The sequence below is a fragment of the Stenotrophomonas sp. GL_101 genome (assembly GCF_057835675.1).
Genome location: NZ_CM174432.1, coordinates 4,340,101 through 4,360,738, shown reverse-complemented (window position 1 = coordinate 4,360,738; position 20,638 = coordinate 4,340,101). Strand labels below are relative to the sequence as shown.

Sequence of the window (20,638 nt, the reverse complement as noted above, 5' to 3'; positions counted from 1 at the left end):
TGCGCCATTGATGTATGTACGCCATTGGCGTATATATGCGTCATGGTCTTCATTGAAACGCCCACGTTCACGCGCCTGATCAAGGTGCTGATGGCCGACGAGGATTACGCCAGGTTCCAGCTTGAGCTTGCTTCAGCTCCCGAGAGTGGCGATCTGATTGAAGGCACCGGAGGCCTTCGCAAGATCCGGGTTGGTTTGGCGGGGCGAGGAAAGCGGGGTGGCGCGCGCGTCATCTACTACCATTTTTCTTCGGCATCGCAGATCGTCATGCTGTTGGCATATCCAAAGAACGTTCTGGACACCCTGAGCGCCTCGCAGCAAAAGGCACTTCGCACGATCATCGAGAACTGGACATGAGCATGGACAAGAATCTTTTTGCTGAGCTGATGGGAAGCGTGGCCGAAGCGGATGAAATTCTGAACGGTGAACGCAGCCCATCGAGGGAGCTTCATATCAGTCCCGTGGAAGTACGCGCGATCCGAAAGGCCACCGGCCTGTCGCAGCAGAAGTTCGCAAGCATCATCCATGTCGAGGTCGGGACACTGCGCAATTGGGAGCAGGGCCGGCGCGATCCTACCGGACCGGCCCGCGCGCTGCTTCATGTCATCAAGATGAACCCGAAAGAGACCTTGCGCGCTCTGGCCGAGGTCGGCTGAAAGGCTGCATCTTGGGCGCTGCGGTTGTTGGAAGCGGTGCACTCCTCATTGGCCTGCTGCGCAGCTTTTCTGCCAGCGGATCTCTTCGGCAATCACGTCCGAAAATGTCGCCATTTCTTCCACGCCCATACGGTCATATTGGTAGGCGGTGTACGGCCAGTCAGCGGTTGGTGGCATCGGCTCAATCAACAGGTAGTCGCTGGTCCACAGCCCGGTAGATGAAACCCGGACCAATGACTTCAAGCGGCTCTCCGCGGTGATTTCAGGGTAATCGGCATCCGCCCACAGTGCGCATATCCACGCGTTCGTTTCGCCAAAAAACTCAACCTCCGACACCGGCAGCAAGGGGCCGTTGAAGCTTCCCGGAATGATGAACCCGTTGGATACCTTCAGAAACTCGCGGTAGCTTTCAGGAAACGTCACGCCGAGTTGAGTCTCGCGCGCGGATATTTCCTGTTCGGATGCGCCGGGAAAGCCGAACCAGTGGCGCTTACCGCTCAGCGCTTCCTCGGTCGCGGTGACGACACGTTGAAATCGCTCCTGTTCTTCGGCTGGTCCATTGATACGGTCTCTGAGCACATCCGGCGCGCTGTTCTTCAGGTTGTCCAGAATCGCCTGGTTCAGCGCATCCAAGGTCGTCCGCCAGTCCATCAAGGTGCTCCGTGTGTATCGAGAAGGGCATGGCGCGAAACGCGCCGCGGCGCGCATGCGTATTTCTACTCAAGACGTTAGCGGACGACCGCACGTTGATGCCACAAGGCAACGTGCGATCTGGGACGCGTACGCGGACCAGGTCAAAAGACTGTGACGGGATCGGATGATCGGCCGCCACCAACATCGCATTCCCGCACGGGCCCGGCCCGGCCCGACAAAAAAAGGCCGCACCCTCGCGGGCACGGCCTTGGGAATAGCGGGAGGCTGATCCTGCCTCCATCCATCTTCCTTGCTATGGACTCTTATTCTCCGCGGCATCGGTGACCGTTTGATGACGTTCACCGGCGCGGGTGCACCGCACTGCTAGCCTGCGCTTCCCCCACCCTTGGAAGTGCTGCATGAGCCGTCCCCGCTGGCGTCTGATCCTCAATGGCAAGTCCACTGGCAACACGGATCTGCGCGAGGCGGTGCATGCGCTGCGCGAGCGCGGGATAACGCTGGAAGTGCGGGTGACCTGGGAAGACGGCGATGCCGAGCGCTACGTGGCCGAAGCGATCGAACACGGCGTGGACACCATCATCGCCGCCGGCGGCGACGGCACCCTGAGCGAAGTCGCCGAGACCCTGGCGCATCGCCCGGAGTCGGCCGATACGCTGCCCTCGCTGGGCCTGGTGCCGCTGGGCACCGCCAACGATTTCGCCACGGCCGCGGGCATTCCCGATGTGCCGCTGGAGGCGCTGGCCCTGATCGAAGACAACGCCGCCCGGGCGGTCGACCTGCTCAACATCGATGCCGACGGAAAGCGGTGGTGGTGCGCCAACGTGGCCAGCGGCGGCTTCGGTACCGAGGTCACGGTGGAAACCGACGAGGGGCTGAAGAAGGTGCTGGGCGGGCTGGCCTACCTGGTCACCGGCATTTCGCGGCTGGGCCGGATCGACCCGATCCGCGCGCGCCTGCGCACGCCGGATTTCGAGTGGGAAGGCGGCTTCATCGCGTTGGGCATCGGCAACGGACGGCAGGCCGGCGGTGGCCAGGTGCTGTGCCCGGAAGCGCTGATCGATGATGGCCTGCTCGATGTCACGGTCATCCCCGAGCTGAGCGGCGAGGTCGGTTCGACCTTTGCCGCGCTGGTCAAAGGCGGCAAGGCCGGCGCACTGGAGCAGGTGGCCGAACGCACCCGCGCCGCCTGGGTAGAGATCGACGCCGAACAGCCGATGACCCTGAATCTGGACGGGGAGCCGGTAAAGGCGCAGCATTTCCGTATCGAATGCGTGGCGGCACGGGTGCGGATGCACCTGCATCCCGGGAGTGCGTTGCTGGGGCCCGGCAGCGCGCAGGAGTAGAGCCGACTGTTAGTCGGCTGCTCCTGGCGCGGCACCTGACGCCCCACCTGGCGCTCCCACCCTTCCGGGCACCTCGGGCATTTCGGGCATTTCGCGCTTCGCGCGATAGCCGACTAACAGTCGGCTCTACGCGTCGGCTCTACGCATCGGCTCTACCGCGTCGCTCCAGCGTGCGGCCCCACCCGGCCCAACCGCCGGGGTTTCCTCGCGCCGGTCAGTGCGATACAGTCACCGGGTGTCCATTTTGACGACCCCGCATACCCTTTCTTCCGCTCGCCGTTGGTGGCGATGGTGGCCTGTTGCCGTCGTCCGTCGCACCATCGCCGCATCCCGGAAGGAAAGTCGTCTTGATCACGTTCGAGCAGTTCCAGCAGCAGGCTGCTGAAGGCCACACCCGCATCCCCGTCGTCCGCGAAGTGCTGTCGGACCTGGACACCCCGCTTTCTGTCTATCTGAAGCTTGCCGACGGCCCGCATACCTATCTGTTTGAATCGGTCGAAGGCGGCGAACGCTTCGGGCGCTATTCCATCATTGGCCTGCCGGCGCGCCGGGTGTATGCCTTCAATGGCCACACCCTGACCGTTACCGAGGCCGGCCAGGTGGTCGAAACCCGCGAGGTGGCCGATCCCTTCGCCGAGGTCGAGGCGCTGCGCTGCGCCCACTCGGTGCCCAAGCTGGCCGGCCTGCCGGGTTTCACCGGCGGCCTGGTCGGCTGGTTCGGCTTTGAGTGCATTGGTTACATCGAACCGCGCCTGGCCCCGCCGCGTGGCCGCGACGAGCTGGGCACGCCGGACATCCTGCTGCTGCACTCCGAAGAACTGGCGGTGTTCGACAACCTCAAGGGCCGCCTGTACCTGATCGTGCACGCCGACCCGGGCCAGCCCGGCGCGTGGGATGAAGCGCAGGCCAAGCTCGATGCGCTGGTGGCCAAGCTGCGTGCACCGGGCGCGGGATACCCTGCGCCGATCACCAGCGACGTGCTGGACGAGAACGATTTTGTATCCGGCTTCACCCGCGAGGGCTTTATTGCCGCGGTGGAAAAATCCAAGGAATACATCCGTGCCGGCGACATCTTCCAGGTGGTGCTCAGCCAGCGCCTGAGCGTGCCGTTCAAGGCGCGCCCGGTGGATGTGTACCGCGCGCTGCGCGCGCTGAATCCCTCGCCGTACATGTACTTCCTGGACACCGGTGATGTGCAGGTGGTGGGCTCCTCGCCGGAGATCCTGGTGCGTCTGCAGGACGGCAACGTCACCGTGCGCCCGATCGCCGGCACCCGCCCGCGCGGGGCCACGGTGGAAGAAGACAATGCGCTGGAAGCCGAGCTGTTGGCCGATCCCAAGGAGCGCGCCGAGCACCTGATGCTGATCGATCTGGGTCGCAATGATGCCGGTCGCGTCTCGCAGGCGGGCACGGTGGAAGTGGGCGAACAGTTCGTGATCGAACGCTACAGCCACGTCATGCATATCGTCAGCGAAGTCACCGGCAAGCTGCAGCCGGGCCTGAGCTACGCAGACGTGCTGCGTGCGACCTTCCCGGCCGGCACCGTCAGCGGCGCACCGAAGATCCGCGCGCTGGAAGTGATCCGCGAGCTGGAACCGATCAAGCGCAACGTCTACGCCGGCAGCATCGGCTACATCGGCTGGCATGGCGATGCCGATACCGCGATCGCGATCCGCACTGCGGTGATCAAGGACGGCCGCCTGCATGTGCAGGCCGGCGCCGGGATTGTGTACGACTCCGATCCCGGCAAGGAATGGGACGAGACGATGAACAAGGGGCGTGCGCTGTTCCGCGCGGTGGCCCAGGCGGCCAAGGGGCTGTGAGTGGTGGGCGCCCTGCGGCGCTCACCGATGGCCTTCGGCTGCCTTGGTTCCCAGGATTCGAAGCGGTACGTTTCCGATAAGACGGAAGTCTGCGGAGCCGTCCAAGGGAGCGCCGAGCGTCGCTATGGCGGTGACATCTGCCTCTGCGCCACCTGATTGCTCCAAATAGAAGGGGTCAATGGACCCCGCTACTGAGACCGATTGGCCTGGCGCCAGCACGGTAATACTGGTCAAAAGGGTGTCATCCAGCATGTGTGACGGAAGCGTCAGGTCGCTGTGCTTTCGGTTGTCGTGAAGAACAATCGAAGGGCCTCCGTAACGGATGAACTCCAAGGGTAGATGAATCGGAGTATCCCTGATGTTCGTCACGCTGATCTCAAAATCGATCCTGCGGCCATTGAAAATGCATGGCGCTTGGCCGTTGCAGGTGGCAGTGACTTCGAAATCTGGATTGCCGCCCATAGGGCGATCTCCCGCATTGAGTAGGCTGCTGAATCCCATTGCCATGCAAAGCGCTATCTGACGCATGTCCGCAGCCGTAAATCAGCGGCCTTCATCGACCTCTTTACCGACGATGCGGAGCGTGGTTTCACCAATCAGGCGGAACTTGAAGGTTCCGTCCAGTGGAGCAGATATCTTTATCTTTGCCGTAAGATCCACGGACGAGCCCCCCCACTCCTCAAGCTGGGCGGCACTGATGGATCCCGGTACCGAGACAGATTGACCTGCCTGGAGAAGGGTAAAGTTACTCAGCAATTTCTCATCCCGCATGCCTGTTGGGACGGATTCTGAGTAATCGCGCCTGTTGTCATGTAGAACGATGTACGGGCCGCCGTGTCGAATGAATTCCAGTGGGAACTTGATCGCCGCGTTGCTGACATTTCTTACGGTGACAATGAAATCAACATTGTCATGATCAAAAATGCAGTGGGAATTCCCTGCGCAGGCAGCACTCACCTCAAAATCGGGGTTTGCATTCACGGATTGGATCTCTGCGCTTGTGCCGCTGCTCAAGAGGATAGCGGCATGAATGATCAACTGACGGTACATGTTATTGCCCTCCCTATCGCGACGCTGAGCGAAGTCTGTGCTTCCAGGGCGATCGGCCAGGCATGCCGCAACGCTGTTGTGGCGGTGCCTGAAGTAGACATGATCGTGGCCGTTGGGTCAGATTCGGGTTTGACCGCAGGAAGCTGGATGACTGCTTCGTCCTGCACGCCGTCGCTTGCATAGTAACGTAGTGTCCAGTCTTCATCGGCGTAGGCGTACTCGTCAGCAATCCCAACACAATGCGCGTACTCGTGGGCAAGTATCCAGGTGGTGGTGTCCTTCCAGACGTTCATCTCCAGGCTCGCAACATTCTCGTGCACCGCAGTCGCAGCAACTTTCATCGTGTAGTCGTGCCCGCCGGTTACCCATTCCACCTTGTACCGTATGGGAAAGGTCAGCTCACCACACATAGGATCTGTCACTACCAGTCTGAATTTATCGTTCCAGAACTCCTCAATACCTGTCTCCATGCGTGCTTTCAGCACAGCGATGTCAGCCTCCGTGACACTGGGTGGCTGGATGCTTTCCATGGGCGCAATCTTGAGCTTCACGATGACTTCAACATCGCCAGTGCTACGCAGCGGAATGGCGATCCTGAATCGACGCTCAAAGCTGAAGGTCCGAGCTGCTCCTCCGGGACCATAGACTTGATAGTAACGACCATGTGCATTCGCGGAGACCCTGATGCTGTGGTCATTGGCCCAGCAAGCGGATCCCGCCGGTTGGCGCCGGCCAAACCCGGAAGGTGTTGTGGAGGCGGGTGGCGCTGGTTGAGTCGCGGCGTCTGGTTGGTGTGGTGTTTCGCGTCGTGGCGTGGGCGCTGTTACGACTGGAGATGCACCCTCATCCACAAACACCAGATTCTGCCGCCCCGCAATCAACTGGCACCCGCAACTCACCCAGTCCCCATGCCTGGCGGCGGCGTTGCCATCCACAATCAGCGTGCCATCGCCGGTGATGATCGTGCCGGGGCCGTGCGCCGGACAGAGGGTGCGGTCGCCCACGCGGGCCATGGGACGCCCGTCAATGTCGGTGAACGGCGAGCCGGTGACCACGTTGCCGCCGCTGCTGAGCCCGTCGCCTACAACAATGAACAATCGCGCCATCCTGGCGCTCCTACGCTGCTGAAAGTGCGGGGAAGGGTGGTGTGCACGGGGTGGTTCCCTCAACCACAGAGGTCGGCAACTGCAAGGCCAGTCACAGAGGGCCAGGTGGCAATCTGCAGAACTGCGACGCTGCCCCACCAGTACCATGGCAATTGCGTCATCCTTCCGGCTGCCCCTGCATCCAAAGCGCTGATCCGGACCTGCCCCTATCCCCCGCGCCCCGGCATCGGGGATCTGATACGCTTAGCCGCACACACCGCATCGGTCCCCACAGGCCGATGCACCCGGTAGAAACCCAGAGTTGCCCGATGACCCGCACCCTGCTGAACAACGTAGCCAAGTGGTGGCGCTTCCAATAGGAAGCGGCAGGTCGTCGCGGTCGTGGACCGCACCTTGCCGCCGTATCGGCGGGCAAGATCCAGTTCAACGCTCCCCGGCACGGCGGCTCCCCCCAAGAGGAGCTGGTTGAGTGTTGCCCCAAGGCGTATCCCCACAGAATGCCCCCCTCTCGCCCGCTGCGCCGCGTTGTCGCCGCCGATCGTGGCGTGTGCGGTCGTGGGCCGACCCGCCTGTGTATTCCCGCTGTGGTCGGCCTCGGCCACGGTTCCCGCTGCACCGCCCAGACAAGGAATACCGCATGAAGCTGCTGAGCGCATTGTTGTTGTCGTCGACGTTGGCCGCGGCGGCCGGGCCCGCATGGGCGCAGGCCAGTACCATCCCCTCGCAACCGCACCTGCTGGTCAAGGGCAGCGCCACCCGCACGGTGATGCCGGACCGCTTCACGGTGAAGGTGGCGCTGGAATCGATCGACATGCAGACCGACACCGCCCGCGCCCGGGTACAGGCCAACGCCGAGCGGGTGCTGCAGCTGTTTACCCAGCATGGCGCCATCGACGATAGCGTGCGCGCCGCCAACCTGAGCATCGCGCCCTCTACGCGCTATCGCAACGATGAGGAGGTGTTCAACGGCACCGCCGCCCGGCGCGACCTGGAGGCCGAATTCCCGGACGCGCTGGCGCTGAAAGGCTTCCTGGGCGAACTGAAGGCCAGTCGCGAGGTCCAGGTCAGCACCGCTGAACCCACGTATTCGGGCGAACGCCGCCTGCGTGGCGAACTGAAGGCCGAAGCCGCCGCGCAAACGCGCGAATCGGCCAAGGGTCTGGCCGGCGCGTATGGCACGAAGATCACCGGTCTGTACAGCATTTCCGACGTCGCGCCGAACTTCGCTTATGGCGTGCAGGCCGGCACCTGGGGCACGCCCGGCCGGGATGGCTTCGGCTACGGCGGAGAAAGCACATCCCTGGACAAGGTGAGCGTGACCGGATCGCGCTATCGCGCGCAGTCGGGCGGCGAACTGCTCACCGCCTCGCCCATCACGTACACCGAAAACGTCTACGCCATTTTCCTCATTACCGACGGATCCTGATCATGCTGTTGATGCTCGACAACTACGACAGCTTCACCTACAACCTCGTGCAGTACCTGCAGACGCTGGGCGCCGAGGTGAAGGTGGTGCGCAACGATGCAATGAGCGTCGATGAGATCGCCGCGCTCGCCCCCGAGCGCATCGTGATCTCGCCCGGTCCGTGCACGCCCAACGAAGCGGGCGTATCGCTGGAGCTTATCCGCCGGCTCGGCCCGACCACGCCGATCCTCGGCGTGTGCCTGGGCCACCAGGGCATCGGCCAGGTCTACGGCGGCGATGTGATCCGCGCCGGCACCATCATGCACGGCAAGACCTCGTCGATCCGGCATGAAGGAAAGGGCGTGTTCGCCGGCCTGCCGGACCGCTACCAGGCCACGCGCTATCACTCGCTGGTGGTGGACAAGACCACCCTGCCGGCGTGCCTGGAAGTGACCGCCTGGACCGAGAACGACGACGGCTCGATGGAGGAAATCATGGGCCTGCGCCACCGCGAACATCCGGTCGAAGGCGTGCAGTTCCACCCCGAATCGATCCTCACCGAGCATGGCCACGCCCTGCTGAAGAATTTCCTGCAGCGCTGAACGGCGTCGCACCTGCATCGCAAAGGACCCCGCATGACCTTCTCCCCCCAGGAAGCGCTGCAACGCACGATCGAGCACCGCGAGATCTTCTTCGACGAAATGGTCGATCTGATGCGCCAGGTGATGCGCGGCGACGTATCGCCGGTGATGACCGCCGCGATCCTTACCGGGCTGCGGGTGAAGAAGGAAACCGTCGGCGAGATCGCCGGTGCGGCCTCGGTGATGCGTGAGCTGGCGCTGGCGGTACCGGTGCAGGACAAGACCCACCTGGTGGATATCGTCGGCACCGGTGGCGACGGCTCGCACACCTTCAACATCTCCACCTGCGCGATGTTCGTGGTCGCTGCCGCCGGCGCCAAGGTGGCCAAGCATGGCAACCGCAGCGTATCGTCCAAGTCCGGCAGCGCCGATGCGGTCGAGGCACTGGGCGCGATCATCGACCTGCGCCCGGAGGAGGTCGCGCGCGCGATCACCGAAACCGGGATCGGCTTCATGTTCGCGCCGATGCATCACCCGGCGATGAAGGTGGTGGCGCCGGTCCGCCGCGAAATGGGCGTGCGCACGATCTTCAACATCCTCGGCCCGCTGACCAACCCGGTGGGTGCCACCAACGTGCTGATGGGCGTGTTCCATCCGGACCTGGTCGGCATCCAGGCGCGCGTGCTGCGCGAGTTGGGTGCCGAGCGCGCGCTGGTGGTGTGGGGCCGCGACAACATGGATGAGATCTCGCTCGGCGCCGGCACCCTGGTGGGCGAGCTGCGCGATGGCAAGGTGCGCGAGTACGAAATCCATCCGGAGGATTTCGGCATCGCGATGTCGGCCAGCCGCAACCTCAAGGTAGCCAACCCGGAAGAATCGATCGCGATGCTGCGGGCCGTGCTGGACAACCAGCCCGGCCCGGCACTGGACATCGTCGCGCTCAACGCCGGTGCGGCGCTGTACGTGGCCGGTGTGGCCGACAGCATCGCCGATGGCCTGGCGCGTGCCCGCGCGTCCATCGCCGACGGCAGCGCCCGGTCGCGGATGGAGCAGTACGTCGCCGCCACCCTGCGCATCCGCGCCGAGGCGTGAGCCCCGGTTGCCGTATTGGTTTCACGCATTGCCTGCGCCTGGTCGATAATGGCCGGCCTGAAGGACCCTGACCCCCATGAGCGACATCCTCGACACCATCCTGGCCCGCAAGGCCGAAGAAGTTGCCGCCCGGCGCGCCGAGGTGCCGTTGGCGGCGCTGCAGGCCCGCGTCGAGCAGGCGCCCCCGGTACGCGGTTTTGCCGATGCGCTGCGCGCCTCGATCGCCGCCGGCAACCCGGCCGTGATCGCCGAGATCAAGAAGGCCAGCCCCTCGAAAGGAGTGATCCGCCCGGATTTCCGCCCGGCCGACATCGCCGTCAGCTACGAGTTCGGCGGGGCCAGCTGCCTGTCGGTGCTCACCGACGTGGACTTCTTCCAGGGCAGCGATGCCTACCTGCAGCAGGCCCGCGAGGCCTGCACGTTGCCGGTGTTGCGCAAAGACTTCGTCATCGATCCCTACCAGGTGTATGAGGCGCGCGTGCTGGGCGCCGACTGCATTCTGTTGATCGTGGCCGCGCTCGACGACCGCCAACTGGCTGAGCTATCCGACCTGGCCATGCAGCTGGGCATGGACGTGCTGGTGGAAGTGCATGACATCGACGAGCTTGAGCGCGCGCTGCAGGTTCCGGTGCCGCTGGTGGGCATCAACAACCGCAACCTGCGCACCTTCGAGGTGTCCCTGCAGACCACCCTGGACATGCGCCAGGCCGTGCCGCGCGATCGCCTGCTGGTGACCGAGAGCGGCATCCTCGGCGCCGATGACGTCAGCCTGATGCGCAACGCCGGGGTCAACGCATTCCTGGTCGGTGAGGCCTTCATGCGCGTCGAAGAGCCCGGCGAGGGCCTGCGTCAGCTATTCTTCAGCGCATGACTGCGATCTACCCAACGCCGCGCGACGACGCCCCGCTGGTGGTCTTCGATTTCGATCACACCCTCTACGACGGCGATTCGGGCAGCCACCTGTTTGCCTGGTTGATCAAGCGCAATCCGTTGCGGCTGCTGGCCGCGCTGTTGGCCACCCCGCTGCTGGGACCGCTGGTGGCGTTCCTGCCCACCCGTCGCCGGGGCATTTCCGGCTATGTCTGGATTGCCACCTTCGGCCTGCACCGGGCGCGCGACCTCAACAAGGCCATCGACCGCTACGTGCTCAAGCACGAGGCGGATATCCGTCGGCGGCTGCTGCCGGTGGCGCTGGAGGTGTTCGATGGCCATCGCGCCGCGGGCGAGCGTGTGGTGGTGGCCACCGGCGCGCCGCCGGAGCTGGCCCGCGCGATCCTGGCATTCGTCGCCCACCAGGGCGTGCCGGTGATCGGCACCGAAGTGGGGCCGTTCCTGGGCGCGGTGATCGCCACCCGCCACTGCCACAACGAAGAGAAGATGCGCATGCTGCGCGAGCGTGGCTACGGCGACATCGCCATCGCCTACTCCGACAGCAGCGCCGACCTGCCGCTGTTGCTGGCCGCGACCGCGCCGGTGGTGGTCAATCCGAAGGCCTCGCGGGTAGCGTATTTCCGCCAGGTGCTGCCGCCGGGCACCCCGGTGCTCAACTGGGGTTGCGTGGATCGGGCCGGCGATCCGGTCTGAGCGGGCACGTCAGGGGATGATCGGACGCGCGCGATCCGGCACGACGTCCCCCGGTGGGGTGTCGCGTCCGGCTCAGGCTGCGCGCCACTGGATGAGCGCATGGCCGATCTGGAACAGGCTGATCGCCAACACCAGCACGCCGACGGCAACCAGCACCCAGCGCTCCTTGACCCGTTTCACCAGCAGCGCCGCTACCGGTGCGGCCATCATGCCGCCGATCAGCAGGCCGGCGACGATGTTCAGGTACTGCAGGCCCATGGTCAGCAGGAAAGTGATCGACACCGCCAGGGTGACCACGAACTCGGCGGCGTTGACCGTGCCGATCGTGGTCCGCGCCTGGCCGCCGCGGGCCAGCAGGGTGGAGGTTGCCACCGGACCCCAGCCGCCGCCGCCACTGGCGTCCAGCAGGCCGGCCACGAAGCCCAGCACCGGCACCCGCTTGACCTCCTGGGCCGGCATCAGCCGGCCGGCCGCGCGCAACAGGATGAAGATCGCCAGCACCAGCAGGTAGCAGTAGATGAAGGGACGGATGTACTCCCCTGGCAGCTGGGTCAGCACATAGGCCCCGATCACGCCGCCTACCGCCCCGGGAATGGCCAGGCGCAGGAACAGCCGGCGGTCGACATTGCCGGCCACCAGGTGTGAGACCCCGGAGGCCCCGGTAGTGAAGACTTCGGCGGTATGGATGCTGGCACTGACCGCCGCGGGCGGCAGCCCCATGCTCAACAGCACCGAGGAGGACACCAGCCCGAAGGCCATGCCCAGCGCGCCGTCGACCAGCTGCGCGCCCAGGCCGATCAGGATGAACCAATAGAATTCACTGCCAAGCTCCATGACCGCAGCCTAGCTGTTGAGGGTGAAGGTCGCGGCACGGCATGCCGACCAACGGTCGGCACCTACCCGCGACGCGGCATCTGGTAGCGTCCGACCGTTGGTCGGACGACGGTGCGCAGCGCCGTGCTTACCGCGTGCCGTACAGCACCACGGTCTTGCCGCGGGCATGCAACTGGCCGTCGGTCTGCAGCTTCTTCAGCACGCGGCCGGCCATTTCACGCGAGCAACCCACCAACCGGGCCAGTTCCTGGCGCGACACGCGCAGCTGGGTGCCCTGGGGGTGGCTCATGGCCTCCGGCTCGACCGCCAGGTCGTGCAGGGTGCGGACGATACGGTCGGTGACGTCCAGGAAGGCCAGGCGGCTGGCCTTGCGGCTGGTATCGAGCAAGCGCTTGGAGATCTGCTGGCCCAGCGCATACAGCAGGCGCGGGGCATCGGCCGAAAGCGGCCCCAGGAACAGCTGGTGCAGGCGTTCATAGCTGATTTCAGCCAGCTCACAGGGGGTGCGGGTGCGCAGGATGACCTCGCGACGGTCCGATTCGACGAACAGCCCCATCTCGCCGACGAACTCCCCGGAACCGAAGTAGCCCAGGACCAGCTCTCGATCATCCTCTTCCTCGGCCATTATGGAAACCGAGCCGCTGATCACGTAGTAAAGGGTGCCAGCCGGGTCTCCAGGGCGGAATACATCGGTACGGGCGGGATAGCGGCGACGATGGCTGTGGGCCAGAAACCTGTCGATGGTGGCGATATCCAGGGCCAGTGGACTTGTGGCAAGGCGCACAGTTGACACGTTTGAGGCGCTCCCTTTGCTCATGAACAATTCACGGCTATGTGCCGCGAGCTTAACGATCCGGTTTGTTAAGGGCAAACAGAGCACAGCTACTCGTTTCGATGCAAGTTTCGCCCTCGATCACTTTGCCCCATACTTGCGCCTTTCCCACCACACACAGGATCGACCGCCGTGGTCAAGCCGTTGCCTCGCCTCAGGTTGCAGGGTTTCAACAACCTCACCAAGGCGCTGAGCTTCAACATCTATGACGTCTGTTACGCCCGCACCGAAGAGGAGCGCCAGCGTTACATCGAATACATTGATGAAGAGTACAACGCCGATAGGCTGACTCAGATCCTGACCGACGTCGCCGAGATCATCGGTGCCAACATCCTGAACGTGGCCCGCCAGGACTACGACCCCCAGGGTGCCTCGGTGACGATCCTGATCTCCGAAGAGCCGGTGATCGACAAGAAGCTGGCGGGCAAGGAGTTGATCTCCGATGCCGTGGTCGCGCACATGGACAAGTCGCACATCACCGTGCACACCTATCCGGAAACGCATCCGCAGGAAGGTATCGCCACCTTCCGCGCCGACATCGACGTGGCTACCTGCGGCGTGATTTCGCCGCTGAAGGCGCTGAACTACCTGATCGAGAGTCTGGAATCGGACATCGTGATCATGGACTACCGCGTGCGTGGCTTCACCCGTGACGTGAAGGGCAAGAAGCACTACATCGATCACAAGATCAACTCGATCCAGAACTTCCTGGCCAAGAACATCAAGTCGCGTTACGAGATGTTCGACGTCAATGTCTACCAGGAAAACATCTTCCACACGAAGATGCACCTGCAGGACTTCGACCTGGACCAGTACCTGTTCGAAGAGAAGGCCAAGAACCTGTCCTTCAAGGAACGCATGAAGATCGAAGCGCTGCTCAAGCGCGAGATCGAAGAGCTGTTCCACGGGCGCAACCTGTCCGAGTAAGCCCCTGGCGAAGGCTGTCCGGCGCCGATCCGGAGGTCTCGCGGAGGCGGAGCGGGTCGCCCGGTGGGCCGGGATCTGCGCAGATCCCGGCTTGCCTGGAAGCCAATCGAGGACGGTCCGGTGTGAAAACGCCGGGCCGTTTTTCTGTTCAGCCCTGGGGCCGTCGACGGTTGGCGGGCCTGCTGGACGTCGGCGTCACGCCCGGCCCTAGAGCCGATAGGCGATGTTCTTCATCACTTTGGATGCCAGCGCCATCACCGACGGAATCGGGAAGGGCAGCTTGCGGGCGCCGGCGTGTTCGGCATGCTCGGCATGGCGCGCCTCGTCGATCTTCATCACCTTGAGGATCTCGCGGCTGCGCAGGTCGGCCGGGGGCAGGGTGTCCAGGTGTTCCTCCAGGTGGGCTTCGACCTGGCGCTCGGTTTCCACCACGAAGCCCAGGTTCCAGCCATCGCCGCGCAGGCCGGCCAGGGTGCCGATGGTGTAGCTGCCGGCGTACCAGATCGGATTGAACAGGCTGGGGCGGCTGTCCAGCTCGTGCAGGCGCTGGGCGCACCAGGCCAGGTGGTCGGTCTCTTCCTGCGCCGCTTCCAGCAGGTGGGCACGGGTCTGGGGTTCGCGGGCGACCGCAGCCTGGCCGAAGTACAGGCCTTGGGCGCAGACTTCGCCGACGTGGTTGATCCGCATCAGCCCGGCGGCGTGGCGGCGCGCGGCGCTGTCCATCTGCACGTCCGGGGTGGCATCGGCAGGGTAGGGGCGGCTGGCCGGCGGGTTGCCGAACACCGTGTCCAGGGCGCGCTGGGCTTCGGTCAGCAGGTGATCGAGCGGGGTGATCTGGCGGGTCGAGGTCATGCGCGGGGGCTGCAACGGCGGAGAATGAGGGGATTCTCGCCTCCCAGGGTCAGCCTGCCAACCCGGCCGAAGACGCCGATGCTGCTGGCAGGGCCTCCTGAGTCAGCGGGCGGCCGCGGAGCGGCGGGGGTCTGATGGTTTGACGTGGCCCGCACGGGCCAGTACAATCCCGCCTCTTCACAACGCGTGGCAGAGTTCCGGCCGTTCAGCGCCGTAATGAGCCCGACCTACTTGAGTTCTTTCATGAGCACTTTCACTGCAAAGTCCGAGACCGTCCAGCGCGACTGGTATCTCGTCGACGCTTCCGGCAAGACGCTGGGCCGTCTGTCCACCGAGCTGGCCCGCCGTCTGCGCGGCAAGCACAAGCCGGTTTACACCCCGCACGTTGATACCGGTGATTACCTGGTTGTCATCAATGCAGAAAAGATTGTCGTCACCGGCAACAAGCTGCAGGACAAGCTGTATCACCGCTTCACTGGCTACATCGGCAACCTGAAGACCGAAACTCTGGCCCAGGCGCTTGAGCGCCACCCGGAGCGTGTCATCGAGACCGCCGTCAAGGGCATGCTGCCGAAGGGCCCGCTGGGCCGCGCCATGTACCGCAAGCTCAAGGTGTACTCGGGTTCCGAGCACCCGCACGCCGCTCAGCAGCCTCAGGTTCTGGATATCTAATCATGGCTATCACTCAAAACTACGGCACCGGCCGCCGCAAGTCCTCCACCGCCCGCGTGTTCCTGCGCAAGGGCGCCGGCAACATCACCGTCAATGGCCGTCCGCTGGACGAGTTCTTTGGCCGTGAGACTGCACGCATGATCGTGCGTCAGCCGCTGGAACTGACCAAGAACACCGAAAGCTTCGACATCATGGTCACCGCTGCTGGCGGTGGTACCACCGGTCAGGCCGGTGCGATCCGTCTGGGCATCGCCCGTGCGCTGGTCGAGTACGACGAAACCCTGAAGTCCGAGCTGCGCAAGGCGGGCTTCATGACCCGTGACGCCCGTGAAGTCGAGCGTAAGAAGGTCGGCCTGCACAAGGCACGTCGCGCCACTCAGTTCTCCAAGCGCTGATCCATCGCGCCTGGCGTGGGATCCTTCGGGATCCCGCTGGGGGGACAGCAAAAGCCCGGCCTCGGCCGGGCTTTTGTCGTTTGTGGGGTGGGAGGTGTTGGTGTTGGTCCAAAGCCAAGGCGCCTACTCTGCACACTCGCCTTGCTGGGTCGGCGCGGGTGGGCTGGCGGGGCACGCTGCAAGTCCCCCTCCGGGGCCCGGCCACGCCGCATGGCGGCGCGGCGCTCAGTCGTGCGCGAGGCAGTGCCTCGCAAACGCACGCCTTCACCCCTGTAAGCTCCGCCACCGCATCCATGCGGTGGAGGGCCCCGCCAACCCACCCGCGCCGACCCTCGACAGTTGGCTGGTGTGCATGGGAGTGGCAAGGTCAGAGCTGCAGCCACGGGCCTGCTGCCAGCGGTGGCTGCAGGGCCATTCGTGCATCGGGTGTGTACGTGTTCTGCGGCGGCATTGCATCGGCGCCTCGACGCGGGCGAATGCCATGCATGCACCCCGCTGCCAGCGCGCAGCGCCTGGTAACCCATCGGATGAAGTAGCCCCCTTGAGTCAAGGGGGCGCGCCGACAGGCGCGGGGATCTGGAAGCAAAGAAGGCTGCCCCCAACCTTGCCGCGCAAGGTTGGGGGTACTGGGCGCCGCGCGCCCAGTCAGCCGCACCAAATAAAACAAAAGGCCTGATCTTTCGATCAGGCCTTTTGTTTTATTTGGCTGCCCCGGATGGATTCGAACCACCGATGCCTGAGTCAGAGTCAGGTGCCTTACCGCTTGGCGACGGGGCAATATCTGCGTGCAAGTATCGCACTTTTTCCCTACAAAACCAAGCTGAACTTGGTGGCTATGGGTGGACTCGAACCACCGACCCCAGCATTATGAGTGCTGTGCTCTAACCGGCTGAGCTACATAGCCTAGGGAGCCGGTAATTCTGGAGACGTAGACGGATTCTGTCAACACTTTTTCATCGCGCTTGTGAGTGGGCAGCCGGCATGGCACAGTCCCAACCAGTAGATTTTTCTAGGAGTCCGCATCGTGATCGATCCGGACGGCTATCGACCGAACGTCGGTATTGTGCTGATGCGGCAGGACGGGCAGGTATTCTGGGCACGACGCGTGCGCCGGGATGGCTGGCAGTTCCCGCAGGGCGGCATGAACACCGACGAGACGCCTGTCGAAGCCATGTATCGCGAGTTGCACGAGGAAACCGGGCTGTTGCCCGAGCATGTCGAAGTACTCGGCGCCACGCCGGGTTGGCTTCGCTATCGGCTGCCGGCACGGGCCATCCGCCGCAATGAGAAGCAGGTCTGTATCGGGCAGAAGCAGGTGTGGTTCCTGCTGCGCCTGTCCGGCGACGAATCCCATGTGACGCTGGACCATACCGACAGCCCGGAATTCGACCAGTGGCGCTGGGTCGATTTCTGGTACCCGGTCGAGCACGTGGTGATGTTCAAGCGTGGGGTCTATGCACGCGCGCTGCGCCATTTGGCACCGCTGGCGCGTGGGATCGCCGGGACCGGGGTGGAGTCGATGCCCAAGTCGGCCCAGGAGGCCTGGATGCCGGGCAATACGGCCGGGCATGACCGGCCGCGCAAACGGCCCATCAGCCGCGGTTACTGGCCCAAGAAGGTCGGCAAGATCGAGCCCGGCACGCCCTGACCGGCACGGCGCGGGGTGCGGCGGCCTGAACCGTATCGAGAATGATTCAGCTTCGAAATTGACAACCATTCTCGTTTCGATTTGAATACGGACAGGCCGTTCCTGGCCTGTCCGCCGAGTCCGCACGTGTACGTCTGCATCTGCAACGGGGTTACCGACCACCAGATCCGCGAAGCCGCGCACAGCGGTGTCGTGAGCGTGTCCGAGCTGACCATGCGCACCGGTTGCGGTGCCACCTGCGGTTCCTGCCTGGATATGGCCGCCGACCTGCTGGCCAAGGCCCGTGCCACCCACGGCCTGCCGTTGCCCATCCTCGGGCTTGCCCAGGTCGCCTGAGTACCTTCCCGGCGTAGCCCTGGCGCGCACAGCACGCGCAACTGAGCTTGATTCGCGTTCCTTCATGCCGTGGCCAAAGTCGCTACAGTGCCCGCGTTAACCGCATGCAGGAGCACACCATGAAAGGCGACGCCAAAGTCATCCAGTACCTCAACAAGGTGCTCTTCAACGAGTTGACTGCGATCAACCAGTATTTCCTGCATGCCAAGATGTACAAGAACTGGGGCATCAAGGAACTGGCCGAGCACGAGTACAAGGAATCGATCGAGGAGATGAAGCATGCCGACATGCTCGCCGATCGCATCCTGTTCCTCGAAGGCCTGCCGAACTTCCAGGCGCTGGGCAAGCTGCGCATCGGTGAGAACCCCGTCGAGATGCTGCGGTGCGACCTGGCGTTGGAGCGCGAGGCGGTGGAGGTGCTGCGCGAAGCGGTGGCCTATGCCGATTCGATCGCCGACTACGTCAGCCGCCAGCTGTTCGTGAAGATCCTGGACGCCGAAGAAGAGCACATCGACTGGCTGGAAACCCAGCTGGAGCTGATCGAACGGATCAGCGAGCCGAACTACCTGCTGACCAAGCTGGAAGACTGAGTCAGCCCTGCAGCGGGGCGCGCAGGCCGTTCTGGTAGCCGGCCAGCGCGATCCGCGCGCGTGCGAACTCAGCGATCAACAGCGCCACCGCCACGGCGGGGCGTTCCAGCGTGCCGGCGCGCGCGTCGTGCTCGATCCGACGTGCGGCCACCGACAGCGCAATTGCCCCGACATTGGCACTGGCCGATTTCAAACTGTGCGCGAGCGCGCGCAGCTGATCCAGGTCGGCGGCCACCGAGGCTTCCTGCAAACGCGCGATCAGCGCAGGGGTGTCATCGAGGAACACACCGATGATGTGCGCGGTCTGTGCACCGATCACCTCCAGCAGTTCGTCCAGCACGCTGGAGTCGAGTACCGGCAGCGGGTTGTCGGCAACCTCGTTGAAGTCGCGGCCATCGGCCACGCCCCCCTCCCCGAGGGCGCAGCTGCCCTGCCAGCGCTGCAGGCAGGCTTGCAGCGATGCACGGTTGACCGGCTTGGACAGGTAATCGTCCATGCCCGCCTGCAGGCAGCGTTCGCGGTCGCCGGCCATGGCGTTGGCGGTCATGGCCACGATCGGCAGCCGCGCCGCGCCGGTCTCGGCCTCGCGGGCCCGCCAGCGGCCGGTGGCCCGGTAGCCGTCCAGTACCGGCATCTGGCAATCCATCAACACCAGGTCGACGCGCTGCGTGGCCAGGCTGTGCAGGGCCTGCTCGCCGTCGGTGGCGGTGACCACGGTGCAGCCCAGCACCTGCAGCAGGCGCTGGGCGACCAGCAGGTTGACGCTGTTGTCTTCCACCAGCAGCACCCGCAGGCCCAACTGTGGTGATGCCTCGGGGCTGCCTGCAGTGGCATCCACCTCGGCCAGCAGGGGGGCCGGCCGTGCGGAGGCGGCGGCCGGGCGCAGCAACGCATGCAGCTCGCTGTCGGCGGCATCGCGGGGCAGCTGCAGCGTATCGCCCAGCAGCAGTGGCGCCAGGGCGTCGCTGCCCTGCAGCCACAGCAGTTTCGGCGGCGGACCCGGCAGGTCATGCAGCACCGCACGATGCAGCGCGGTGGCGCCGTGACGCAGGGCATCGGTATCGGCGATCACCCAGGCCAGCGGGGGCTCGATGCCGGGGCGCAGGGGCGCGCGCAGGATGTCCAGTGCGGTCGAGGCGCTGTCTGCCACGTGCAGGCGCACGTCGTAGTGCTGCAGCACGCGCTCCAGGCGCTGGGCCAGCAGCGTATCGGTGCTGACCAGCAGGGCACGGGTGACGCTGCTGCCCAGTGCGGGCAGGTCGCCGATCACCTTCAGCAGCGGAATTTCGAACCAGAACGTGGCGCCTTGGCCGGGGGTCGAGCTGACCCCGATGTGCCCATGCATCAGGTCGATGATGCGTTTGCAGATGGCCAGGCCCAGGCCGGTGCCGCCGTAGATGCGGGTTGTGGACGCATCGGCCTGGCTGAACGACTGGAACAGCCGTGATTGCAGGGTCGCATCGATGCCGATGCCGCTGTCCACCACTTCAACGCGCAGCTGGTGCTGTGCGTTTGTCTCGCCCAGGCGCTGCACGCGCAGGCGGATGTGCCCGCGCTCGGTGAACTTGATGGCATTGACCAGCAGGTTGCCCAGCACCTGGCGCAGCCGCACCGGGTCGCCGCGCACCGACAGGCGCACTGCCGGGTCCAGCTCCAGCGACAGCTTCAGGCCCTTCGGGTCTGCGGTGCGCTGCATCAACTGGACCAGGCCCTCAAGCAGTTCGCGCAGGTTGAAGGTGGTGATCTCCAGGTCCAGGCCTTTGGCCTCGAGCCGGGAGTAATCGAGGATGTCATCGACGATGCGCAGCAGTTGCTGTGAGCTGATCGTGGCGGTCTGCAGCATCTGCCGCTGGTCGCTGCCCAGCTGGCCGCGGGCGATCAGGTCCAGCATCGGCAGGATGCCGTTGAGAGGGGTGCGGATTTCGTGGCTCATCGTGGCCAGGAACTCGCCCTTGGCCAGCGTGGCCGCCTCGGCGGCCTGCTTGGCCTGCAGCAGCTCCTGTTCAAGCGCGTCCTGTTGCTGCACGGCGTGCAGCAGCTGGTCGCGCTCGGTGGCCAGGGTGTCGCCCCGGCGCTGCAGCTGCTGCAGGTGTTGTTGGGCATCGCGCCAGCGCTGCACGCAGGCCAGGCTGGCAATAACGGCGAGCAGGGCGGCGCCGCTGGCGATCGCCGGCCATGGGCCACGGCTGCCGAGTGCAGCCATCAAGGCCGCCGTGGCCGCCACGGCGGCGGCCATCGCCGCCAGCCAGAGTGCGCGT

General features: G+C 64.7%; 23 protein-coding genes and 2 tRNA genes. 15 read left to right on the top strand and 10 right to left on the bottom strand.

From position 1 onward, the window contains the following. The first annotated feature begins 42 nt into the window (after positions 1-42). On the top strand, positions 43-357 hold the full coding sequence (locus AC3IR9_RS19185; RefSeq protein WP_489292746.1) for a type II toxin-antitoxin system RelE/ParE family toxin: 315 nt from the start codon (positions 43-45) through the stop codon (positions 355-357). A 2-nt stretch (positions 358-359) separates the two neighbouring features. Continuing rightward, positions 360-656, top strand: a complete 297-nt coding sequence (nadS, locus tag AC3IR9_RS19180) for a NadS family protein (RefSeq protein WP_489292744.1) — start codon at positions 360-362, stop codon at positions 654-656. A 45-nt stretch (positions 657-701) separates the two neighbouring features. Here nadS and AC3IR9_RS19175 read toward each other — a convergent pair whose 3' ends face one another. Continuing rightward, entirely contained in the window at positions 702-1,307 is a 606-nt protein-coding gene (locus AC3IR9_RS19175; protein WP_489292742.1) for an SMI1/KNR4 family protein, read from the bottom strand. Positions 1,308-1,708: 401 nt separating this feature from the next. Between AC3IR9_RS19175 and yegS the strand changes: the two genes are divergently transcribed. Both yegS and trpE read left to right on the top strand, forming a co-directional pair. Continuing rightward, positions 1,709-2,653 (top strand): lipid kinase YegS, encoded by a 945-nt coding sequence (gene yegS / locus AC3IR9_RS19170; protein ID WP_489292741.1) that lies wholly within the window; start codon positions 1,709-1,711, stop codon positions 2,651-2,653. Positions 2,654-3,000: 347 nt separating this feature from the next. After that, complete coding sequence (gene trpE, locus AC3IR9_RS19165) at positions 3,001-4,476, top strand: anthranilate synthase component I (RefSeq protein ID WP_489292739.1); 1,476 nt, start codon at positions 3,001-3,003, stop codon at positions 4,474-4,476. A 21-nt stretch (positions 4,477-4,497) separates the two neighbouring features. Here trpE and AC3IR9_RS19160 read toward each other — a convergent pair whose 3' ends face one another. From AC3IR9_RS19160 to AC3IR9_RS19150, 3 genes are read right to left on the bottom strand one after another with little or no spacing between them, the layout of a single operon-like run. Then, positions 4,498-4,983, bottom strand: coding sequence for a hypothetical protein (locus tag AC3IR9_RS19160; RefSeq protein WP_489292737.1), 486 nt, complete (start codon positions 4,981-4,983; stop codon positions 4,498-4,500). Positions 4,984-5,019: 36 nt separating this feature from the next. Next, complete coding sequence (locus AC3IR9_RS19155; protein WP_489292736.1) at positions 5,020-5,526, bottom strand: hypothetical protein; 507 nt, start codon at positions 5,524-5,526, stop codon at positions 5,020-5,022. Further along, positions 5,511-6,632 carry a PAAR domain-containing protein gene (locus AC3IR9_RS19150; protein ID WP_489292735.1) on the bottom strand — a complete coding sequence of 374 codons (1,122 nt, stop codon included), beginning with the start codon at positions 6,630-6,632 and terminating at the stop codon, positions 5,511-5,513. Before AC3IR9_RS19150 ends, AC3IR9_RS19155 begins: the two co-directional genes overlap by 16 nt. A 637-nt stretch (positions 6,633-7,269) precedes the next feature. On the opposite strand from AC3IR9_RS19150, the gene AC3IR9_RS19145 reads away from it, so the two are divergent. From AC3IR9_RS19145 to AC3IR9_RS19125, 5 genes are all read left to right on the top strand, one after another. Then, entirely contained in the window at positions 7,270-8,058 is a 789-nt protein-coding gene (locus tag AC3IR9_RS19145) for an SIMPL domain-containing protein (RefSeq protein WP_489292734.1), read from the top strand. A 2-nt stretch (positions 8,059-8,060) separates the two neighbouring features. After that, positions 8,061-8,639 (top strand): anthranilate synthase component II, encoded by a 579-nt coding sequence (locus AC3IR9_RS19140; RefSeq protein ID WP_489292733.1) that lies wholly within the window; start codon positions 8,061-8,063, stop codon positions 8,637-8,639. A gap of 33 nt (positions 8,640-8,672) precedes the next feature. After that, positions 8,673-9,710 carry an anthranilate phosphoribosyltransferase gene (gene trpD, locus AC3IR9_RS19135; protein WP_489292732.1) on the top strand — a complete coding sequence of 346 codons (1,038 nt, stop codon included), beginning with the start codon at positions 8,673-8,675 and terminating at the stop codon, positions 9,708-9,710. Positions 9,711-9,786: 76 nt separating this feature from the next. Next, entirely contained in the window at positions 9,787-10,581 is a 795-nt protein-coding gene (gene trpC / locus AC3IR9_RS19130; RefSeq protein ID WP_489292731.1) for an indole-3-glycerol phosphate synthase TrpC, read from the top strand. Then, entirely contained in the window at positions 10,578-11,294 is a 717-nt protein-coding gene (locus AC3IR9_RS19125; protein ID WP_489292730.1) for a haloacid dehalogenase-like hydrolase, read from the top strand. Before trpC ends, AC3IR9_RS19125 begins: the two co-directional genes overlap by 4 nt. A gap of 72 nt (positions 11,295-11,366) precedes the next feature. Here AC3IR9_RS19125 and AC3IR9_RS19120 read toward each other — a convergent pair whose 3' ends face one another. Together AC3IR9_RS19120 and crp are read right to left on the bottom strand one after the other, a co-directional pair. Next, positions 11,367-12,128 carry a sulfite exporter TauE/SafE family protein gene (locus AC3IR9_RS19120; RefSeq protein WP_489292729.1) on the bottom strand — a complete coding sequence of 254 codons (762 nt, stop codon included), beginning with the start codon at positions 12,126-12,128 and terminating at the stop codon, positions 11,367-11,369. Between the two features lie 127 nt (positions 12,129-12,255). Beyond that, positions 12,256-12,945: a cAMP-activated global transcriptional regulator CRP gene (gene crp / locus AC3IR9_RS19115; RefSeq protein ID WP_489292727.1), complete on the bottom strand. Its 690-nt coding sequence runs from the start codon at positions 12,943-12,945 to the stop codon at positions 12,256-12,258. Positions 12,946-13,092: 147 nt separating this feature from the next. On the opposite strand from crp, the gene speD reads away from it, so the two are divergent. Continuing rightward, the gene (gene speD, locus AC3IR9_RS19110; RefSeq protein WP_489292726.1) at positions 13,093-13,887 is read left to right on the top strand and encodes an adenosylmethionine decarboxylase; all 795 of its coding nucleotides are present in this window, start codon (positions 13,093-13,095) and stop codon (positions 13,885-13,887) included. A 207-nt stretch (positions 13,888-14,094) separates the two neighbouring features. Here the strand turns inward: speD and coq7 are convergent, their stop codons facing one another. After that, entirely contained in the window at positions 14,095-14,739 is a 645-nt protein-coding gene (gene coq7, locus AC3IR9_RS19105) for a 2-polyprenyl-3-methyl-6-methoxy-1,4-benzoquinone monooxygenase (RefSeq protein WP_489292724.1), read from the bottom strand. A gap of 243 nt (positions 14,740-14,982) precedes the next feature. On the opposite strand from coq7, the gene rplM reads away from it, so the two are divergent. Next, positions 14,983-15,411 (top strand): 50S ribosomal protein L13, encoded by a 429-nt coding sequence (rplM, locus tag AC3IR9_RS19100; RefSeq protein ID WP_038685795.1) that lies wholly within the window; start codon positions 14,983-14,985, stop codon positions 15,409-15,411. Between the two features lie 2 nt (positions 15,412-15,413). Continuing rightward, positions 15,414-15,806, top strand: a complete 393-nt coding sequence (rpsI, locus tag AC3IR9_RS19095) for a 30S ribosomal protein S9 (RefSeq protein WP_017354549.1) — start codon at positions 15,414-15,416, stop codon at positions 15,804-15,806. A gap of 703 nt (positions 15,807-16,509) precedes the next feature. Here rpsI and AC3IR9_RS19090 read toward each other — a convergent pair. Both AC3IR9_RS19090 and AC3IR9_RS19085 read right to left on the bottom strand, forming a co-directional pair. Further along, positions 16,510-16,583, bottom strand: a tRNA-Gln gene (locus tag AC3IR9_RS19090). Between the two features lie 50 nt (positions 16,584-16,633). Then, positions 16,634-16,710, bottom strand: a tRNA-Met gene (locus AC3IR9_RS19085). A 120-nt stretch (positions 16,711-16,830) separates the two neighbouring features. On the opposite strand from AC3IR9_RS19085, the gene AC3IR9_RS19080 reads away from it, so the two are divergent. From AC3IR9_RS19080 to bfr, 3 genes are all read left to right on the top strand, one after another. Beyond that, on the top strand, positions 16,831-17,454 hold the full coding sequence (locus AC3IR9_RS19080) for an RNA pyrophosphohydrolase (protein ID WP_489292723.1): 624 nt from the start codon (positions 16,831-16,833) through the stop codon (positions 17,452-17,454). A 126-nt stretch (positions 17,455-17,580) separates the two neighbouring features. Continuing rightward, positions 17,581-17,790, top strand: coding sequence for a (2Fe-2S)-binding protein (locus tag AC3IR9_RS19075; protein WP_489292722.1), 210 nt, complete (start codon positions 17,581-17,583; stop codon positions 17,788-17,790). A 119-nt stretch (positions 17,791-17,909) separates the two neighbouring features. Further along, complete coding sequence (gene bfr, locus AC3IR9_RS19070; protein WP_489292721.1) at positions 17,910-18,380, top strand: bacterioferritin; 471 nt, start codon at positions 17,910-17,912, stop codon at positions 18,378-18,380. 1 nt (position 18,381) lies between these two features. On the opposite strand, the gene AC3IR9_RS19065 is transcribed toward bfr, so the two are convergent. Then, the gene (locus tag AC3IR9_RS19065; protein ID WP_489295909.1) at positions 18,382-20,604 is read right to left on the bottom strand and encodes an ATP-binding protein; all 2,223 of its coding nucleotides are present in this window, start codon (positions 20,602-20,604) and stop codon (positions 18,382-18,384) included. Positions 20,605-20,638 lie beyond the last annotated feature (34 nt).

Bases quoted from the DNA above. Each gene is read 5' to 3' on its own strand.
- nadS (WP_489292744.1), top strand. From the start codon at position 360: ATGGACAAGAATCTTTTTGCTGAGCTGATGGGAAGCGTGGCCGAAGCG.
- rpsI (WP_017354549.1), top strand. From the start codon at position 15,414: ATGGCTATCACTCAAAACTACGGCACCGGCCGCCGCAAGTCCTCCACC.
- AC3IR9_RS19125 (WP_489292730.1), top strand. From the start codon at position 10,578: ATGACTGCGATCTACCCAACGCCGCGCGACGACGCCCCGCTGGTGGTC.
- AC3IR9_RS19160 (WP_489292737.1), bottom strand. From the start codon at position 4,983: ATGGCAATGGGATTCAGCAGCCTACTCAATGCGGGAGATCGCCCTATG.
- coq7 (WP_489292724.1), bottom strand. From the start codon at position 14,739: ATGACCTCGACCCGCCAGATCACCCCGCTCGATCACCTGCTGACCGAA.
- trpC (WP_489292731.1), top strand. From the start codon at position 9,787: ATGAGCGACATCCTCGACACCATCCTGGCCCGCAAGGCCGAAGAAGTT.
- AC3IR9_RS19145 (WP_489292734.1), top strand. From the start codon at position 7,270: ATGAAGCTGCTGAGCGCATTGTTGTTGTCGTCGACGTTGGCCGCGGCG.
- AC3IR9_RS19120 (WP_489292729.1), bottom strand. From the start codon at position 12,128: ATGGAGCTTGGCAGTGAATTCTATTGGTTCATCCTGATCGGCCTGGGC.
- bfr (WP_489292721.1), top strand. From the start codon at position 17,910: ATGAAAGGCGACGCCAAAGTCATCCAGTACCTCAACAAGGTGCTCTTC.
- AC3IR9_RS19185 (WP_489292746.1), top strand. From the start codon at position 43: ATGGTCTTCATTGAAACGCCCACGTTCACGCGCCTGATCAAGGTGCTG.
- AC3IR9_RS19155 (WP_489292736.1), bottom strand. From the start codon at position 5,526: ATGTACCGTCAGTTGATCATTCATGCCGCTATCCTCTTGAGCAGCGGC.
- AC3IR9_RS19175 (WP_489292742.1), bottom strand. From the start codon at position 1,307: ATGGACTGGCGGACGACCTTGGATGCGCTGAACCAGGCGATTCTGGAC.
- yegS (WP_489292741.1), top strand. From the start codon at position 1,709: ATGAGCCGTCCCCGCTGGCGTCTGATCCTCAATGGCAAGTCCACTGGC.
- AC3IR9_RS19150 (WP_489292735.1), bottom strand. From the start codon at position 6,632: ATGGCGCGATTGTTCATTGTTGTAGGCGACGGGCTCAGCAGCGGCGGC.
- rplM (WP_038685795.1), top strand. From the start codon at position 14,983: ATGAGCACTTTCACTGCAAAGTCCGAGACCGTCCAGCGCGACTGGTAT.
- AC3IR9_RS19140 (WP_489292733.1), top strand. From the start codon at position 8,061: ATGCTGTTGATGCTCGACAACTACGACAGCTTCACCTACAACCTCGTG.
- crp (WP_489292727.1), bottom strand. From the start codon at position 12,945: ATGAGCAAAGGGAGCGCCTCAAACGTGTCAACTGTGCGCCTTGCCACA.
- trpD (WP_489292732.1), top strand. From the start codon at position 8,673: ATGACCTTCTCCCCCCAGGAAGCGCTGCAACGCACGATCGAGCACCGC.